The organism is Xanthomonas euvesicatoria (assembly GCF_013112235.1).
In the GTDB taxonomy this organism is placed as follows: Bacteria; Pseudomonadota; Gammaproteobacteria; order Xanthomonadales; family Xanthomonadaceae; genus Xanthomonas; species Xanthomonas euvesicatoria.
Genome location: NZ_JABFFS010000001.1, coordinates 576,988 through 592,902 on the forward strand (window position 1 = coordinate 576,988; position 15,915 = coordinate 592,902).

The window sequence follows — 15,915 nt, forward strand, 5'->3', positions numbered from 1 at the left end:
ATGGCGATGTTGCCGGCGAAGTCTTGGCCCCGTTCTGCAACATGCCGGCGCGCTATGACCGAAACCATAGCCTTGGCCTGCCTCACTGCGCGTAATCCACGATGTACGGCGCGTGGTCGGAGAAGCGCTCTTCGCGGTAGATCGAGCAGGCCTTCAAGGTGTCGCGCAGGCCGGGGGTGACCAATTGGTAGTCGATGCGCCAACCGACATTGTTGGCGCGCGCCGCGCCACGGTTGCTCCACCAGGTGTAGTCCTGGCCCTGCGGATGCAGCACGCGGTAGCTGTCGACCCAGCCGCGGCCTTCGGCGGGGTTGGTGTCTTCTGGCGCGTCGGCGCACAGGCCGTTGAGCCAATCGCGCTCGGGCGGCAGGCAGCCGGAGTTCTTCTGGTTGGATTTCCAGTTCTTGATGTCCAGCGCCGTGCGCACGATGTTCCAGTCGCCGCACAGCACATACTGGCGGCCACTGGCCAGCCACTGCTCCAGGATCGGCCGCAGCCATTGCATCACCTGGAACTTGTAGTCCTGGCGCAATTCGCCCGAGGAACCGGAGGGGATGTAGAAGGACACCACGCTGAGGTTGCCGAAGCGCGCTTCGATATAGCGCCCCTCTTCGTCGAACTCCGGCCAGCCCAGCGCGGTGCGCACCTCGTCGGGCTCGTGCCGGCTGTAGATCGCCACGCCGCTATAGCCCTTCTTGGTGCTGGCGTCGCGAAACCAGGCCTTGTAGCCGGTGGGCAGGAAGTCTGGCCCGGCCAGTTGATGCTCCTGGGCCTTGGTTTCCTGCACGCACAGCACGTCGGCGTCCTGGGCGGCGAACCACGCGAAGAAACCCTTGCTGGCGGCCGAACGCAGGCCGTTGGCGTTGAAACTGATGATGCGCATGGATGAAGAGCCGGGATTCGGGAATGGGGATTGGAGATTCGTCAAAGCGTACCGCATCAGCGGATGCCGCAAGGCGCGACCGGCTATGCTTTCCAATCCCGAATCCCTACTCCCCAATCTCGTCACATGACCGACCACCGCACCCGTTTCCTGCAGCTGGCCCTGGACGCCGATGCCCTGCGCTTTGGCGAGTTCACGCTCAAGTCCGGGCGGCTCAGCCCGTACTTCTTCAATGCCGGGCGCTTCGATTCGGGAGCCAAGACCGCGCAGTTGGCGCAGTGCTATGCCGATGCGATCGATGCGGCCGGGCTGGACTTCGACCTGGTGTTCGGGCCGGCCTACAAAGGCATTCCGTTGGCAACCGCGCTGGCCTGCGCCTACGCGGGGCGCGGGCGCGACCTGCCGCTGGCGTTCAACCGCAAGGAAGCCAAGGACCACGGCGAAGGCGGCACCCTGATCGGCGCGCCGCTGGCCGGCCGTAAGGTATTGATCGTCGATGACGTGATCACCGCCGGCACCGCGATCCGCGAGGCGCTGGCCATCATCCGCGCCGCCGGCGGCATGCCGTCGGGGATCGTGGTGGCGCTGGACCGGCAGGAGATCGCGTCCGATCAGGACCGCCGTTCCGCCGCCCAGGCAGTAGCGGCCGAGGCCGGCATACCGGTGATTGCGGTGGCCAACCTGGGCGACCTGCTTGCTTTTGCGGCAGGAAACGCCGACCTTGTGGGCTTCCAGGAACCGCTGCTGGCCTATCGTGGCCGCTACGGGACCGACACCACAGGCTGACGGCAGGCGACAGGGGGCTGCGATGATGCCAATACATACACGTTCGGCATTGTTCGCCGTTGCGGCGGCTGTCGCTGCGACCTTGGTCATGGCGCCGCCGGCCGGCGCGCAAGACAAGCCGGCCGGCAAGAAGCTGTATTGCTGGAACCAGAACGGCGCCCGCGTGTGCAGCGATACGCTGCCCCCGGAGGCGGTGAACCAGGCGCGCGACGAATTCAACGTCAAGAGCGGGATGCGCAGCGCCGAGGTGCAGCGCGCCATGAGCAGCGACGAGCGCGCTGCCGCTGCGGCCAGCGAGCAGCAACGCCAGGCCGATCTGGCCGCCGAGCAGATGCGCCAGCGCACCGACCAGGCGATGCTGATGTCCTATCAGAGCGAGGACGACCTGCGCCGGGTGTTCAAGGAGCGCATCGCCATCGTGGACAACAACATCCATACCGCGCGCTTCAACGTGACCAGCCTGCGCGAGGGGTTGGCCAGCCTGCTGCGCAGCGCCGGCGACCGCGAGCTGGCCGGCCAGGCAGTGGCCGACAAGCTGGCCGGCGACATCCAGCAGCGCCATCGCGATCTGATGGCGCAGTTGCGTCTGCAGATCAGCTTCGAGCAGCAACGGGTGGCGCTGGATGGCGAGATCGCCGACATCCTGCAGCGCTACCGGGCCATGAAGGAGCCACCCGCCGGCGCCCCGCCCGCCGGCTGACCGGCGCCTGCGTCATTCCGGCCGTGCGGCGCACCGCCGCGGGCGGCATTTCCCGATCCGACGCCCTGCCCGCATAATGGCCGGTCTTACTCTTTGCCCACGAGGCTCTCCCGCATGGCCCGGATCATCGCCATTGCCAACCAGAAAGGCGGCGTCGGCAAGACCACGACCGCGGTCAATCTGGCGGCCGGCCTGGCGCGCGCGCCCAAGCGTGTGTTGCTGGTGGATCTGGACTCGCAGGGCAACGCCACCATGGGCAGCGGCATCGACAAGCGCGATGTGGCCGCCTCCACCTGCGACCTGTTGCTGGGCGAAAACACCGCCGCGCAGATCCGGGTGGCCGCGCCGGAAGGCTTCGACCTGCTGCCAGGCAACATCGACCTGACCGCTGCCGAGATCCAGCTGATGGACCAGGGCGAACGCGAACAGCGGCTCAAGCGCGCCCTTGCGCCGATCCGCGACGAGTACGACTTCATCCTGATCGATTGCCCACCAGCGTTGTCGTTGCTCACGCTCAATGCGTTGACCGCGGCCGATTCGATCATCGTGCCGATGCAGTGCGAGTACTACGCGCTGGAAGGGCTGACCGCGCTGCTGGAAACCATCGAAGCGTTGCGCGCCAACCTCAACCCGACGCTGGAAATCGAAGGCGTGCTGCGCACCATGTTCGACATCCGCAACAACCTGGCCAATGCGGTATCGGCCGAGCTGACCGAGCATTTCGGCGACAAGGTGTTTCGCACCATCGTGCCGCGCAACGTGCGCCTGGCCGAGGCGCCCAGCCATGGCCAGAGCATCGTCGGTTACGACCGCACCTCACGTGGCGGGGTGGCCTACCTGGGCCTGGCCGGTGAGATCGTGCGCCGCCAGAACGACCGCAACAAGGCCGTCCGGCCCGTGGAGACCGTCTGATGAGCAAGCCGCCGCTGGCAAAGAAGCGTGGCCTGGGCCGTGGTCTGGAAGCGCTGCTGGGGCCCAAGGGCGCGGCCGCCGCCGCCGCACCGGCCGGTGCCGACGAACAGGCCTTGCAGCCCGGCGATACCCTGCGCACCTTGGTGGTGACCCAGCTGCAGCCGGGCAAGTATCAGCCGCGCCGGGAGATGGACGAGGTCAAGCTGGCCGAGCTGGCCGAGTCGATCAAGGCGCAAGGCGTGATCCAGCCCATCGTGGCGCGCGAGCTGGCGCCGGGGCAGTTCGAGATCGTGGCCGGCGAACGCCGCTGGCGCGCTTCGCAGCTGGCTGGGCTGACCGAAGTGCCGGTGGTGGTGCGCGAGCTGGACGACCGCACCGTCATCGCGATGGCGCTGATCGAAAACATCCAGCGCGAAGACCTCAACCCGCTGGAAGAAGCGCAGGCGTTGCAGCGGCTGATCGACGAATTTTCGCTGACCCATGCCGAGGCCGCCGGCGCGGTGGGACGCTCGCGTGCGTCGGTCTCCAATCTGCTGCGGTTGCTGGAATTGCCGGTGGCCATTCGCGTGTTGCTGGAAACCCGCCGGCTGGAAATGGGCCACGCGCGCGCGCTGCTCACCCTGGCGCCGGAGCTGGCCAGCAAGCTGGCCCAGGAAGCAGCCGACCAGGGCTGGTCGGTGCGCGAGGTCGAACACCGCGCGCAGCAGTTTGCCGCCGGCAAGGTGCCCGGCTCGCTGCGCAAGGGCAAGCCGGCGCCGGTGGCCCCACAGGCCGATATCGCCTCGCTGGAAACCGAACTGTCCGAGTCGCTGGGCACCAAGGTGGTGTTCAATCATGGCCGCGGCGGCAAGGGCAAGCTGGTGATCCATTACACCGATCTGGACACGCTGGACGGCGTGCTCGAACGCCTGCGCATGCAGCGCAGCTGATCGCTTGCACATCCAACAGGATCTTCGTCGGCCATGAATCCCGCCAAGGTGGACCGCCAGCACCTGCTGCAGCTGACCGACCTGCCCAACGTCGGGCCGGCCTGCGAAAAGGACCTGCGCCTGATCGGCATCCGCGTGCCTGCGCAGCTGCGCGGTCGCGATGCCTACGACATGCACGCACAGCTGTGCCTGCGCACCGGCGTGCTGCACGACCCCTGCGTGATCGATGTGTTCCTGTCGATCGTGCGCTTCATGGACGGCGAGGCGGCGCAGCCGTGGTGGAAGTTCAGCGCCGAGCGCAAGGCCAAGCTTGCCAGCGAAGCGCCGCTCGCGCTGCGGTGAACGAAGACGCGTGGCGCGCTGCAGCCTTTGTTTCGAGCGCCGCATGCGCTGCGACCGCGGCAAATCGCGCCTGGCACGCCGCGCACGGCAGGCGCGTTGGCAGCATAGAGATGCCGAACCCGCTCGCAGCGGCGCCTGCAATGCGCCGCGCATGCGCATCCGGAGCGCCAGCCTTTTGTTTCCGCATTTCCCAGGATCACAGCCATGACCATTCTCGTCACCGGCGCTGCCGGTTTCATCGGTGCCTATACCTGCCGCGCGCTGGCGGCCCGCGGCGAGACGGTGGTGGGGCTGGACAACTACAACAGCTACTACGACCCGCAGCTCAAGCACGACCGGGTGGCGGCGCTGTGCCCCGGCATCGATATCCGCACGCTGGACCTGACCGATCGCGAGGGTCTGGCCGCATTGTTCGATGAGATCCAGCCGACCCGCGTGGTGCATCTGGCTGCGCAGGCGGGCGTGCGGTATTCGCTGGAAAACCCCCACGCCTACGTGGACAGCAACCTGGTTGGCTTCGTCAACATGCTCGAGCTGTGCCGGCACCGCGGCGTGCAGCACCTGGTGTATGCCTCGAGCAGTTCGGTCTACGGCGATTCGGCCACCCCGCCGTTTTCCGAAGACCAGCGCGTGGACCAACCGCGTTCGTTGTATGCGGCAACCAAGGCCGCCAACGAATTGATGGGCTACACCTATGCGCAGCTGTATGGCCTGCGCGCGACCGGGCTACGCTTTTTCACGGTGTACGGGCCGTGGGGCCGGCCGGACATGGCGCCGCTGATCTTCAGCCGTGCGGTGCTGGCGGGGCGGCCGATCGAGGTGTTCAACCACGGCAAGATGCAGCGCGATTTCACTTTCGTCGACGATATCGTGGCCGGTGTGCTGGGCGCGCTGGACACGCCCAGCACCGCGCCGGTGCCGCACCGGGTGTTCAACCTGGGCAACCACACGCCGGTGGAGCTGGAGACCTTCATCGACGTGATTGCGCAGGCCGCCGGCCGCGCAGCCGAAAAGGTCTACCGGCCGATGCAGCCGGGCGACATGATCCGCACCATGGCCGATACGCAGCGTGCGCAGGCGGCCTTCGGGTTCGATCCGGCGACCCCGGTTGAGCGTGGTTTGCCGCAGGTCGTGGAGTGGTGCCGGCAGTATTTCGGCGAGCGCACCTAGCGCTTGGCGGGATTTACGGGGGGAGGTGCGAAGGCTCGATGGGCGCACGGAGCGCGGAGCGCCGAGGCTGCCATGCGAGCCAGATGCAGGGCCTACCTTCCAGCAGCCGCCCGGGCGTACGACCGCATGGCAGCCACGCAATGCATGGCGATGTGCCAGCTGATGCACCGGAAGAGGACGCGTGATCGGCCCGCTCGCCCACGCCTTCGCAGCCCTGCCACGTTCCCACCGTACGCTACAGGCTGCTTCCAACCGGTCCAATGCGCATAACGCGTGCATGCTTCATGCCTGACTCAGAGAGTCAGGGCACAATGCCCGATCTTTTTCGCTCAGCCTTCATCCGGCTACCCCGCATCCATGAGCCAACCTCAGCTGTCCGTCGTCGTCCCGGTATTCAACGAGCGCGATAACGTCGCCACGCTGGTGGGCGAAATCGTCCGCGCCCTGCGCGGCGTGGTGGCCTTCGAAATCGTGTATGTCGATGACCATTCGCGTGACGACACGCTCGCGGTGCTGCAAGACCTGAAGAGCACCACGCCGGAACTGCGCGTGCTGCATCATGTGACCCAGAGCGGCCAGAGCACGGCGGTGCGCAGCGGGGTGAAGGCCGCGCGCGCCAGCTGGATCGCCACGCTCGATGGCGACGGCCAGAACGACCCGGCCGACATCCCAAAGCTGCTCATCGCGCGCAGCCAGGCCGAGCCGCAGGTGAAGCTGTTCGCCGGCTGGCGGGTCAACCGCCAGGATTCCGGCTCCAAGCGCTGGGCCAGCAAATGGGCCAACGCGATCCGCTCGCGCATGCTCCGCGACAACACGCCCGACACCGGCTGCGGCATCAAGTTGTTCGAGCGCGAGGCGTTCCTGGACCTGCCGTACTTCGACCACATGCATCGCTATTTGCCGGCGTTGATGCAGCGCGCCGGCTGGCGCACGGTGAGCGTGCCGGTCAACCACCGCCACCGCACCGCCGGCGTGTCCAAGTACAACAATCTCAATCGCGCCCTGGTCGGCATCCGCGACCTGCGCGGCGTGGCCTGGCTGATCACCCGCAGCAAGCGCACCGTGGTGCAGGAACGCTGATGGACCCGTCCTTGCTCGACCAACAACTGACCTGGCTGTACTGGACCGGCATCCATGTGACCGGGTGGAAGCTGATCGGCTATGTCGGCGCACTGATGTTCGGTGGCCGCTGGCTGGTGCAGTTCGTTGCCTCCAAGCGCGCCGGCAAGCCGGTGATTCCGCGCCTGTTCTGGTACATGAGCGTGGTCGGCAGCCTGATGACGCTGAGCTATTTCGTGTTTTCGGCCAAGCAGGATTCGGTCGGTGTGCTGCAGAACCTGTTCCCGGCGTTTACCGCGTTTTACAGCCTGTATCTGGATGTGAAGCATCGCGGGTGGAAACGCGACCGGGCCGGTCATTGAGGCGGGGATTCGGGATTCGGGATTCGCATTGCCTGGTCCGGATGGTTGCTGGTGATCGAACGCCGTTGGTGAGCCGTGGCGGGTTGAGATGATCCCGGTGCGCTGCAAAGCGCGTTGCTGCATCCGATGTTCGGTGATCCATCGTGGTTGGCGATGCCTCAGCGTACGCAAGCGATACGGCTGCACTGCATCTCACTGACAAGGTTTTGGGCTGCGATGCAGCGTGATTGATGTGCGCCTACGCGCCTTGACGCCACCTGCGGCATCCACCCCATGCAGCGCAGCTTGCCGGAGGCGTGGCGATAGCGCTGACCGCTGATGCCCGCTTTTCGGACACGCCATTGCGCGCGCGGCCGACGCGATGATGGACTGCCCGCCGATGTTGCCGCTCTCGCGCCGCGGGCAACCTGTGACCATGTCCACTGCGCTCCGTCATCGCCTCCTGTCCACGCCGACGCTTGAAGCCACGTATTGGCATCTGCGGCTGCCCACGCATCAGCACGTGCCGCTATTCGCCGATTGGCGCTGCGCTCGCGCCGCGGCGGCCAGCCTGGCGCTGCCACGCCATTGGCAAGGTGCGCAGTTGCTGTGCTGGGTGCTGTTGCCTGAGGCGTGGTGCGGGTTGCTGCAGGCACCGAGCAAGGCGGTGTTGCTGCAATTGGCCGCGACGGCGCGACTGAGGACCGCCGATGCAGTCAATCGCGCACGCGGGCGTGGTGGAACGGTGTGGCAGCCGCAGATGCAGGTCTCGGCGCTCCCGCAGCAAAGCGATCATCGACAGTTCGCGCGCACGCTGGTCGCATTGCCCCTGCGGGCGGGCCTGGCCGAGCAGGTGGGCGAGTATCCGTACTGGGACGCAGTCTGGCTATTGACGGACGGTCACGACGCCGCGTCGATCACCACGCACTGCGATCGTGCCGAGCCAACCGGAACAGGCGCAACACACGGTTGATCGCGTACACCGAAGCGAGCCGGATAACGGCCCGCCGCGTCGCCCGCCGGCCCAGCTGCGCTGCCCCTGCCCAGGCAACGCAGCGGACGGTCCGCGCATCCGGCGATCAAAACGCCAATGGATGCTCCGGCAACAACGTCTGCAGTTCGTTGCGGAACAGCGTGCGAATCCGCTGCAATGCGGCCTCGCTGTCGGCTTCGAACCGCAGCACCAGGATCGGCGTTGTATTGGAGGCGCGTACCAGCCCCCAGCCGTCGATGAAGTCCGCGCGCAGCCCGTCGATGGTCGACAGCCGCGCCGATTCGAACGGCGATTCTTCGCCGGTCTGCGCACGCGCGACAAAGCGCGCCACCAGCGCATGCGCATCGCCTTCCACCGGCACCTTGATCTCCGGCGTGGAGACGCTCTCGGGCAGGGCGTCCAGCACGTCGGACGGGGTTTCCTCGCGCTGGGCCAGGATTTCCAGCAGGCGTGCGGCGGCGTAGATGCCGTCGTCAAAGCCGTACCAGCGCTCCTTGAAGAAGAAGTGGCCGCTCATCTCGCCGGCCAGTTCGGCATCGGTCTCGCGCATCTTGGATTTGATCAGCGAATGCCCGGTCTTCCACATCAGCGGACTACCGCCGTTGCGCAACACGTAGTCGGACAGCTTGCCGGTGCACTTCACGTCGTAGATGACCAATGCGCCAGGGTTGCGCTGCAGGACATCGGCAGCGAACAGCATCAGCAGGCGGTCGGGGAACACCATCGCGCCTTCCTTGGTCACCACGCCCAGGCGATCGGCATCGCCATCGAACGCCACGCCGATATCCGCATCGAAACGCTGCACCATCTTCACCAGATCGTTGAGGTTGTGCGGCTCGCTCGGATCAGGGTGATGGTTGGGGAAGGTGCCATCGATGTCGCAGTACAACGGCACCACTTCGGCGCCGATCGCTTCCAGCAGGCGCGGTGCGATCTCACCGGCCACGCCGTTGCCGGCGTCCACCACCACCTTGATCGGGCGATCGAGCTGGACGTCGTCGGCGATACGCTGGATGTAGGCATCGCTGATGTCGCGCTGTTCCAGTTCGCCAGGCGTGGCGGCGGTATGCAGGCGACCTTCGTTGATGCGCTGGTGCAGTTCGGCGATGGCGGCGCCGGACAAGGTCTCGCCGCCGATCACGATCTTGAAACCGTTGTAGTCCGGCGGATTGTGGCTGCCGGTGACCGCCACGCAGCTGCCGGCACGCAGCTCGTAGGCGCCGAAGTACACCACCGGCGTCGGTGCCAGGCCGATGTCGGTGACATTGCAGCCGGCGCGGCGCAGGCCTTCGATCAGGCCGTTGCTCAGCTCCGGCCCGGACAGCCGGCCGTCGCGACCGACCACCACATCGCGCAGTCCCTGCGCTTGCATCACGCTGCCGATGGCCTGGCCCACCAAGGCGGCAACGCCGGGGTTGAGGTCCTTACCGACCACGCCGCGGATGTCGTAGGCACGGAACATCTCGGTGGCGACCTGCACCGCCGGCACCAGCTCTGGCGGTGCCGGCGGTGCCTCGGCGTCCAGCGCGCGTGCCTCGCTGGCAACGCTGGCGTCGTGCTGCAGGCTCTGACTGAAGGTGGGTTCATCGGCGCCGGATTGGTCGGCAACCCGGCGCCGTGGCAAGGCCACCTGACCCCGGCTGGCCAGCACCAGCAGTACCGCAATGATCAGCAGCAATGCCGCCACGATGGCGCAACCGACGGCGCCCAGGCCCAGTGGGCCGCTGTCGCCTTGCGGCACCGCCGCAGCCACGCGCAAGCCGCTGGTCCCAAGCGGCCTGGCCAGCGTTTCGGCCGCATCGGCCAGTGCCATATCGCCCTGCTGGGCCACGTTGTAGCTGCCCTGGCGCACGGCCAGGTAGGCGCTGTCCGGTGCCGCGATTGCATCCAGCGGGCCGGTCAGGCGCAGTAACGGCAACCGCGCATACGCCACCGCCGGCTGCCCGCCAAGGCGCACCGCGGCAGCCACGCCCAGGCGGACTTGTTTGGCCTCGCGTACCACCCGGACCTGCGCCCGGTCGGCCACCTGCGCCGATTCGAGCAGGCTCAGACGCGCGTAACCGAAATCCTTGGGGTTGGCATAGGCCGCGGCAAGGTCGCCAGGCAGCACCTGCACATCCTCGGCGCCCTTGAAGCGCTCGCGGATGGCCGATGCGGCCGCCAGCGCGTCGCCACCGGCCAACGCAGCGATGACCGGCGGCTGCTTGAGCACCGCGTCGAGCTGGCTGGCCTGGGTGGCCATGGCCTGGCCCACGTCCTGCACCGCGCGGTCGCGCGCCTGCTCCAGCCCTTGCGCCACCGCGTCCTGGCGCCATTGCGCATAACTGTTCCAGCCGAACCAGGCAGCCAGCAGCAGCAATATGCCTCCCAACACCGGACCACTCGTACGCACGCTGGACATCCCCTGCCTGCGCTCGTTCGCCTTGCTCATGTAATTTCCCCTGTCAGCGCACGCCGGTGTGGCCGAATCCACCCGCTCCCCGCGCGCTGTCGACGAAAGTATCCACCACTTGCAAGCCCATACGCACGATCGGCAGGATCACCAGCTGCGCGATGCGGTCGCCCGGCTCGATGGTGAAGGCCTCGCGGCCGCGATTCCAGGTGCTGATCAGCAGCGGCCCCTGGTAATCGGCATCGATCAAACCGGTGCCGTTGCCGAGCACGATGCCGTGGCGATGGCCCAACCCCGAGCGCGGCAGGATCACCGCGCACAGCTGCGGGTCGGCCAGATGGATCGCGATACCGCTGGGGATCAGCGCCGCATCGCCCGGCTGCAGCGTCATCGGCGCCTCCAGCGCGGCGCGCAGGTCCATGCCGGCGCTGGATTCGGTGGCGTAGGCCGGCAGCGGCCACAGATCGCCGAAGCGCGGGTCGAGCAACTTCACCTGCAAGGACTGGGTTGGGGGGCTCATGCCTGCAATCTCTCCGCGATCAGGGCCAGCAGTTGGTCTGCCAACTCGGTCTTGCTGCTGCTGGGGAACACACGCTCGCCGCCCTGCCAATAGGCCGTAGCTGCGTTGTTGTCGCTTTCGAATCCGCCGCCTTCGATCCCCACCTGGTTGGCGATGATCAGGTCCAGCCGCTTGGCCGCCAGCTTGCCACGGGCGTAATGCTCCACATCGTGCGTTTCGGCAGCAAAACCGACCACCAGTTTCAGCGCCCCGGTCTGCGCGGCGACCTCGGACAGGATGTCTGGGGTGCGTACCAGCTCCAGGGTCAACGTTTCGCCGGTCTTCTTGATCTTTTGCGACACCACCCGCTTGGGGGTGTAGTCGGCCACGGCGGCAGCGCCGATGTAGATGTCGGCCGGGAATGCACCCAGCACCGCGTCGCGCATCTGCGCGGCCGAGCGCACGTCGATGCGCTGCACGCCCTCCGGGGTGGTCTGATGCACCGGCCCGCTGACCAGCACCACATCGGCACCCTGCCTGGCAGCGGCGGCGGCCAGGGCGTAGCCCATCTTGCCGCTGCTGCGGTTGCCGACGTAGCGCACCGGGTCCAGGTCCTCGAAGGTGGGGCCGGCGCTGATCACGATGCGCAGGCCTTCCAGCTGGGTGCTGCTGGGGATGAACACGGGCGCGGCAACGCTCTTGGTGCCCTCCGGGGCTGCGCTGGCGACCGCCGCGCCGCCGGCCAGCGCCGCAAGGATCGCGGCCGGTTCGGCCAGCCGGCCGGGGCCGGATTCGCCCTCGGCCAGCGGGCCGTCGTCAGGGCCTACCACCGCCACCCCGCGCGCGCGCAGGGTGGCGATGTTGGCCTGGGTGGCCGGATGCAGCCACATGCGGTGGTTCATGGCCGGCGCCACGGTCAGCGGCGCGGTCGTGGCCAGGCACAGCGTAGTGACCAGATCGTCGGCCAGACCATGCGCCAGACGCGCCAGCAGGTCGGCGGTCGCCGGGGCAACGATCACCCGGTCGGCCCAGCGCGCCAGTTCGATGTGGCCCATCGCCTGCTCGGCGGCGCTGTCCCACAGCGTGGTGCGGGTGGGCTGCCCGGACAATGCCTGGAAGCTCAGCGGGGTGACGAATTGTTGCGCACCGCCGGTCATGGCGACCTGCACCTGCGCACCGGCGTCGCGCAGGCGACGGACCAGTTCGAGCGATTTGTAAGCGGCGATGCCTCCGCCGACGCACAGCAGCAAACGCTGTCCGTCCAGGGGGCGGGCCTGAGTGGAGCCGATCACGTCGGAGTCGTCCTACGGTTACAAGGACAACTAGATTAGCCGATGCCTCTGCTTGGCCTGATGGGCGTCGGCGATGAGCACCGGCAATCTCGCCATATGCACATACACGACTGGCCCACCCACGAACGCCCGCGCGAGAAACTTCTGGCGCGCGGGGCCACTGCCTTGTCCGATGCCGAGCTGCTGGCAATCTTCGTCGGCTCCGGCCTGCGCGGCCAGGATGCGGTGCAGACCGCGCGCGATCTGCTGCACCGGCACGGCCCGCTGCGTCTGTTGCTGGACCGCCCGGCCAAGACGCTGGCGCGCCTGCCCGGGCTGGGCCCGGCCTCGGCCTGCAAGCTTGCCGCCGCGATGGAGCTGGCCCAGCGGCACCTGATGAGCGCGCTGGAGCGCGGCGAGGCGCTCAGCGACCCGCCCAGCGTGGGCCGCTATTTCTCGCAGCGGCTGCGCGCGCGGGCCTATGAAGTGTTCGCCGCGCTGTTCCTGGACAACCGCCACCGCGCCATCGCCTTCGAGGAACTGTTCACCGGCACCATCGACGGGGCCGACATCCACCCGCGCGAAGTGGTCCGGCGGGCGCTGCTGCACAACGCGGCGGCGGTGATCGTCGGGCATAACCACCCGTCGGGTAATCCGGAGCCCTCCGAGGCCGACCGCGCGGTCACCAAGCGGCTGCTGGACAGCCTGGAGCTGGTGGATATCCGCCTGCTGGACCATTTCGTCATCGGCGATGGTCGACCGGTGTCGTTCGCCGAGCGCGGCTGGCTGGAATGAGCAGTGGTGCGCTGACCTGAACCATCGGTCGGACCCTGCGCCGCGCGGTCGGGTAAAATCGCTGGTTTGGTTCCAAGCAGATCCCACGTGAAAGCCCTACTCCGCGCACTGATCGGCCAAGGCATTGAAGCCTTGCGCGCCAATGGCACCCTGCCCGCCGACACCCTGCCGCCGGATTTTGTGGTCGAGCGACCCAAGACCCGCGAGCACGGCGACTTCGCCACCAATGCCGCGATGCTGCTGGCCAAGGCTGCGCGCAGCAATCCGCGCGCACTGGCGCAGGCGCTGGTTGCCGCGCTGCCGGCCAGCGACGACGTAGCCAAGGTGGATATCGCCGGTCCGGGCTTCATCAATTTCCATCTGGCCCCCACCGCGTATCAGCGCGAAGTGGCGCATGTGATCAAGCAAGGCCACGACTACGGCCGCGGGCTGGCCGGCAACGGCCGTTCGGTGGGCGTGGAATACGTCTCGGCCAACCCGACCGGCCCGCTGCATGTCGGCCACGGCCGCGCCGCGGCGATCGGCGACAGCCTGGCGCGCGTGCTCGACGCCAACGGCTGGAACGTCAAGCGCGAGTTCTACTACAACGATGCCGGCGTGCAGATCGAGAACCTGGCGCTGTCGGTCCAGGCACGCGCGCAGGGGCTCACCCCCGACAGCGACGGCTGGCCGGAAAACGGCTACCGCGGCGACTACATCGCCGATGTGGCCAGTGCCTACCTGGCCGGCGACACCGTCGACCTGGAAGGCCATCTGGTCACCGGCACCAAAGACCCAGCCGATCTCGAATCGATCCGTCGCTTCGCGGTGGCGTACCTGCGTAACGAGCAAAACCACGACCTGGCCGCGTTCCGGGTCGATTTCGACATCTACTTCCTGGAAAGCTCGCTGTACAAGGACGGCAAGGTCGAAGAAGCGGTGCAGAAGCTGATCGCCTCCGGCCATACCTACGAAGAAGGCGGCGCGCTGTGGCTGAAGTCCACCGACTTCGGCGACGACAAGGACCGCGTCATGCGCAAGTCCGACGGCACCTACACCTACTTCGTGCCGGACGTGGCCTATCACCTGACCAAGTGGCAACGCGGCTATGAGCGCGCCATCACCGAACTGGGCGCCGACCACCACGGCTCGCTGACGCGCGTGCGCGCCGGCCTGCAGGCGATGGAACTGGGCATCCCGCAAGGCTGGCCGGAATACGTGCTGCACCAGATGGTCACGGTGATGCGCGGCGGCGAGGAAGTGAAGCTGTCCAAGCGCGCCGGCAGCTACGTCACCCTGCGCGACCTGATCGAAGAAACCAGCGCCGATGCGGTGCGCTGGTTCCTGATCGCGCGCAAGCCCGATTCGCAGCTGACCTTCGATATCGACCTGGCGCGCGCGCAAAGCAACGACAACCCCGTGTTCTACGTGCAGTACGCGCATGCGCGGGTGTGCAGCGTGCTGCGCCAGGCGCAGGAAAAGGGCTACAAGTACGACCAGGCCCACGGCCTGGCCGAGCTCGCTTGCCTGGACGACGAACACTCGCTGGCGGTGATGCTGGAGCTGTCGCGTTACCCGGAAGTGGTGGAAATCGCCGGCCAGGCGCTGGAGCCGTACCAGATCGCGCAATACCTGCGTGAATTGGCGCACGCCTTCCACACGTGGTATCACAACAGCAAGGTGCTGGTGGACGATGCCGCCGAGCGCGACGCCAAGCTCACCCTGGCGGTCGCCACCCAACAGGTGCTGGCCAATGGCCTGGAACTGCTCGGCGTCAGCGCTCCGGAAAAGATGTAGACAGGCGGCAGCTCCCGGGTGCCGGCGCAGGCAGCGGCGCGGCGCGTGGCACTGCGGCAGGCGCCGGCCTGCCACCTCGGGCGCCGATGGCGCTCACCGGGCAATCAGCGCAGCGGCGCGCATTGCCACAGCAAGCCGGGCCAGCGGGCCCGCAACGACACGATTCGGAGAAGTGGTAGATGGCAGCACGACGCGGTAAGAGTCAGGCCCGGCGCAACACCAGCAATGGCACCCCCGGTTGGGTGTGGCTGGTGGCTGGCGCCGCGATTGCGGCAGTGATCTTCCTGGCCGCACCCAACCTGTTCAAGAAGGACGGCGACGGTTTCCTGCGCGTGGGCCCGCGTGCCAATCCGGATGCGCAGCCCGAGCCGGTGGCCGATGCCGACGTGGACACGCCGGCCGAACTGCCCAAGCCCAGCGCGCAGCCGCCCAAGCCGCAGGCCAAACCCGGCGATGCGCAGACCCAGTACGACTTCTATACCTTGCTGCCCGGCAAGGAAGTGCAGATGTCCGATGCCGAACTGGCGGCCAGCGCACGCGCCGAAGAGGCCGCGCGTGCGCGTGCGGCGCTGGAAGGCAAACCCGTGCCCCCCGCACCCGGCGCCAGCGTGGCAGCCGCCACACCGGCGGCCAGCGTCCCGACGCCGTTGAAGGAAACCGCCGTCAGCGCACCCAAGCCGCTGCCGGAAACCGCACCGGCACGCCCGGCCGCCACGCCGGCTCCGGCCAGCACCGCCGCACTCACCACACCGGCCGCTGCCGCGCCCAAGCCCGCCGCAACCGCCGCCGCTGCAACAGCGCCCGCGGCTGCAGCGCCGGCGGTCGCCGACAACACCCGCTACATCCTGCAGGCCGGCTCGTTCGGCGCCTCCGGCGATGCCGAATCCACCAAGGCCAGGCTGGCGATGATGGGCCTGGCCGCACGCGTGGAATCGGCCGACATCAGCGGCAAGACGGTCTACCGCGTGCGCATGGGGCCCTATGGCAGTGCCAGCGAGCTTGCCGAGGCCAAGCAGAAGCTCACCGGCAGTGGCCTGTCCGCCATTGCGATCAAGGCGCAGTAAAC

The 15,915-nt window shown here is 67.6% G+C and carries 16 protein-coding genes; 12 read left to right on the forward strand and 4 right to left on the reverse strand.

What is annotated here, in order from left to right; translation table 11 throughout:
- Nucleotides 1-82: 82 nt before the first annotated feature.
- Nucleotides 83-883: an exodeoxyribonuclease III gene (locus HLH45_RS02505; protein ID WP_008571186.1), complete on the reverse strand. Its 801-nt coding sequence runs from the start codon at nucleotides 881-883 to the stop codon at nucleotides 83-85.
- Nucleotides 884-1,009: 126 nt separating this feature from the next.
- Between HLH45_RS02505 and pyrE the strand changes: the two genes are divergently transcribed.
- The 9 genes from pyrE (at nucleotide 1,010) to HLH45_RS02550 (ending at nucleotide 8,095) form a co-directional block, all read left to right on the forward strand.
- Nucleotides 1,010-1,669, forward strand: coding sequence for an orotate phosphoribosyltransferase (pyrE, locus tag HLH45_RS02510; RefSeq protein WP_008571188.1), 660 nt, complete (start codon nucleotides 1,010-1,012; stop codon nucleotides 1,667-1,669).
- Nucleotides 1,670-1,718: 49 nt separating this feature from the next.
- The gene (locus HLH45_RS02515; RefSeq protein WP_008571189.1) at nucleotides 1,719-2,369 is read left to right on the forward strand and encodes a hypothetical protein; all 651 of its coding nucleotides are present in this window, start codon (nucleotides 1,719-1,721) and stop codon (nucleotides 2,367-2,369) included.
- A 114-nt stretch (nucleotides 2,370-2,483) separates the two neighbouring features.
- Nucleotides 2,484-3,281, forward strand: a complete 798-nt coding sequence (locus tag HLH45_RS02520; RefSeq protein WP_008571190.1) for a ParA family protein — start codon at nucleotides 2,484-2,486, stop codon at nucleotides 3,279-3,281.
- Nucleotides 3,281-4,210, forward strand: a complete 930-nt coding sequence (locus tag HLH45_RS02525; protein WP_008571191.1) for a ParB/RepB/Spo0J family partition protein — start codon at nucleotides 3,281-3,283, stop codon at nucleotides 4,208-4,210. Before HLH45_RS02520 ends, HLH45_RS02525 begins: the two co-directional genes overlap by 1 nt.
- 33 nt (nucleotides 4,211-4,243) lie before the next feature.
- Nucleotides 4,244-4,552 carry a helix-hairpin-helix domain-containing protein gene (locus tag HLH45_RS02530; protein ID WP_008571192.1) on the forward strand — a complete coding sequence of 103 codons (309 nt, stop codon included), beginning with the start codon at nucleotides 4,244-4,246 and terminating at the stop codon, nucleotides 4,550-4,552.
- A gap of 204 nt (nucleotides 4,553-4,756) precedes the next feature.
- Nucleotides 4,757-5,722: an SDR family NAD(P)-dependent oxidoreductase gene (locus HLH45_RS02535; RefSeq protein WP_008571193.1), complete on the forward strand. Its 966-nt coding sequence runs from the start codon at nucleotides 4,757-4,759 to the stop codon at nucleotides 5,720-5,722.
- Nucleotides 5,723-6,079: 357 nt separating this feature from the next.
- Nucleotides 6,080-6,802 (forward strand): glycosyltransferase family 2 protein, encoded by a 723-nt coding sequence (locus tag HLH45_RS02540; protein ID WP_008571194.1) that lies wholly within the window; start codon nucleotides 6,080-6,082, stop codon nucleotides 6,800-6,802.
- Complete coding sequence (locus HLH45_RS02545; RefSeq protein WP_008571195.1) at nucleotides 6,802-7,143, forward strand: lipid-A-disaccharide synthase N-terminal domain-containing protein; 342 nt, start codon at nucleotides 6,802-6,804, stop codon at nucleotides 7,141-7,143. Before HLH45_RS02540 ends, HLH45_RS02545 begins: the two co-directional genes overlap by 1 nt.
- A 379-nt stretch (nucleotides 7,144-7,522) precedes the next feature.
- On the forward strand, nucleotides 7,523-8,095 hold the full coding sequence (locus HLH45_RS02550; protein WP_033478400.1) for a hypothetical protein: 573 nt from the start codon (nucleotides 7,523-7,525) through the stop codon (nucleotides 8,093-8,095).
- Nucleotides 8,096-8,201: 106 nt separating this feature from the next.
- Here the strand turns inward: HLH45_RS02550 and HLH45_RS02555 are convergent, their stop codons facing one another.
- Genes HLH45_RS02555 through coaBC form a run of 3 tightly spaced genes read right to left on the reverse strand, consistent with a single transcriptional unit; the run spans nucleotide 8,202 to nucleotide 12,299 of the window.
- Nucleotides 8,202-10,547 (reverse strand): phosphomannomutase/phosphoglucomutase, encoded by a 2,346-nt coding sequence (locus HLH45_RS02555; protein ID WP_008571197.1) that lies wholly within the window; start codon nucleotides 10,545-10,547, stop codon nucleotides 8,202-8,204.
- A 13-nt stretch (nucleotides 10,548-10,560) separates the two neighbouring features.
- Nucleotides 10,561-11,028, reverse strand: coding sequence for a dUTP diphosphatase (dut, locus tag HLH45_RS02560; RefSeq protein WP_007964142.1), 468 nt, complete (start codon nucleotides 11,026-11,028; stop codon nucleotides 10,561-10,563).
- The gene (gene coaBC, locus HLH45_RS02565; protein WP_046932101.1) at nucleotides 11,025-12,299 is read right to left on the reverse strand and encodes a bifunctional phosphopantothenoylcysteine decarboxylase/phosphopantothenate--cysteine ligase CoaBC; all 1,275 of its coding nucleotides are present in this window, start codon (nucleotides 12,297-12,299) and stop codon (nucleotides 11,025-11,027) included. The genes dut and coaBC overlap by 4 nt, the downstream gene beginning before the upstream one ends.
- A gap of 96 nt (nucleotides 12,300-12,395) precedes the next feature.
- On the opposite strand from coaBC, the gene radC reads away from it, so the two are divergent.
- The 3 genes from radC (at nucleotide 12,396) to HLH45_RS02580 (ending at nucleotide 15,913) form a co-directional block, all read left to right on the forward strand.
- A complete protein-coding gene (radC, locus tag HLH45_RS02570) occupies nucleotides 12,396-13,073 on the forward strand; it encodes a RadC family protein (RefSeq protein WP_011348857.1) in 678 nt (225 codons plus the stop codon).
- Between the two features lie 87 nt (nucleotides 13,074-13,160).
- On the forward strand, nucleotides 13,161-14,849 hold the full coding sequence (argS, locus tag HLH45_RS02575) for an arginine--tRNA ligase (RefSeq protein WP_008576503.1): 1,689 nt from the start codon (nucleotides 13,161-13,163) through the stop codon (nucleotides 14,847-14,849).
- Nucleotides 14,850-15,028: 179 nt separating this feature from the next.
- Entirely contained in the window at nucleotides 15,029-15,913 is an 885-nt protein-coding gene (locus HLH45_RS02580; protein ID WP_046932099.1) for an SPOR domain-containing protein, read from the forward strand.
- Nucleotides 15,914-15,915: the final 2 nt, after the last annotated feature.

Excerpts from the sequence above, each read along its gene's own strand:
- pyrE (WP_008571188.1), top strand. The coding sequence starts at position 1,010 with ATGACCGACCACCGCACCCGTTTCCTGCAGCTGGCCCTGGACGCCGAT.
- HLH45_RS02580 (WP_046932099.1), top strand. The coding sequence starts at position 15,029 with ATGGCAGCACGACGCGGTAAGAGTCAGGCCCGGCGCAACACCAGCAAT.
- radC (WP_011348857.1), top strand. The coding sequence starts at position 12,396 with ATGCACATACACGACTGGCCCACCCACGAACGCCCGCGCGAGAAACTT.
- HLH45_RS02545 (WP_008571195.1), top strand. The coding sequence starts at position 6,802 with ATGGACCCGTCCTTGCTCGACCAACAACTGACCTGGCTGTACTGGACC.
- HLH45_RS02550 (WP_033478400.1), top strand. The coding sequence starts at position 7,523 with ATGTTGCCGCTCTCGCGCCGCGGGCAACCTGTGACCATGTCCACTGCG.
- HLH45_RS02525 (WP_008571191.1), top strand. The coding sequence starts at position 3,281 with ATGAGCAAGCCGCCGCTGGCAAAGAAGCGTGGCCTGGGCCGTGGTCTG.
- HLH45_RS02505 (WP_008571186.1), bottom strand. The coding sequence starts at position 883 with ATGCGCATCATCAGTTTCAACGCCAACGGCCTGCGTTCGGCCGCCAGC.
- HLH45_RS02520 (WP_008571190.1), top strand. The coding sequence starts at position 2,484 with ATGGCCCGGATCATCGCCATTGCCAACCAGAAAGGCGGCGTCGGCAAG.
- HLH45_RS02555 (WP_008571197.1), bottom strand. The coding sequence starts at position 10,547 with ATGAGCAAGGCGAACGAGCGCAGGCAGGGGATGTCCAGCGTGCGTACG.
- HLH45_RS02540 (WP_008571194.1), top strand. The coding sequence starts at position 6,080 with ATGAGCCAACCTCAGCTGTCCGTCGTCGTCCCGGTATTCAACGAGCGC.
- HLH45_RS02530 (WP_008571192.1), top strand. The coding sequence starts at position 4,244 with ATGAATCCCGCCAAGGTGGACCGCCAGCACCTGCTGCAGCTGACCGAC.
- dut (WP_007964142.1), bottom strand. The coding sequence starts at position 11,028 with ATGAGCCCCCCAACCCAGTCCTTGCAGGTGAAGTTGCTCGACCCGCGC.
- HLH45_RS02535 (WP_008571193.1), top strand. The coding sequence starts at position 4,757 with ATGACCATTCTCGTCACCGGCGCTGCCGGTTTCATCGGTGCCTATACC.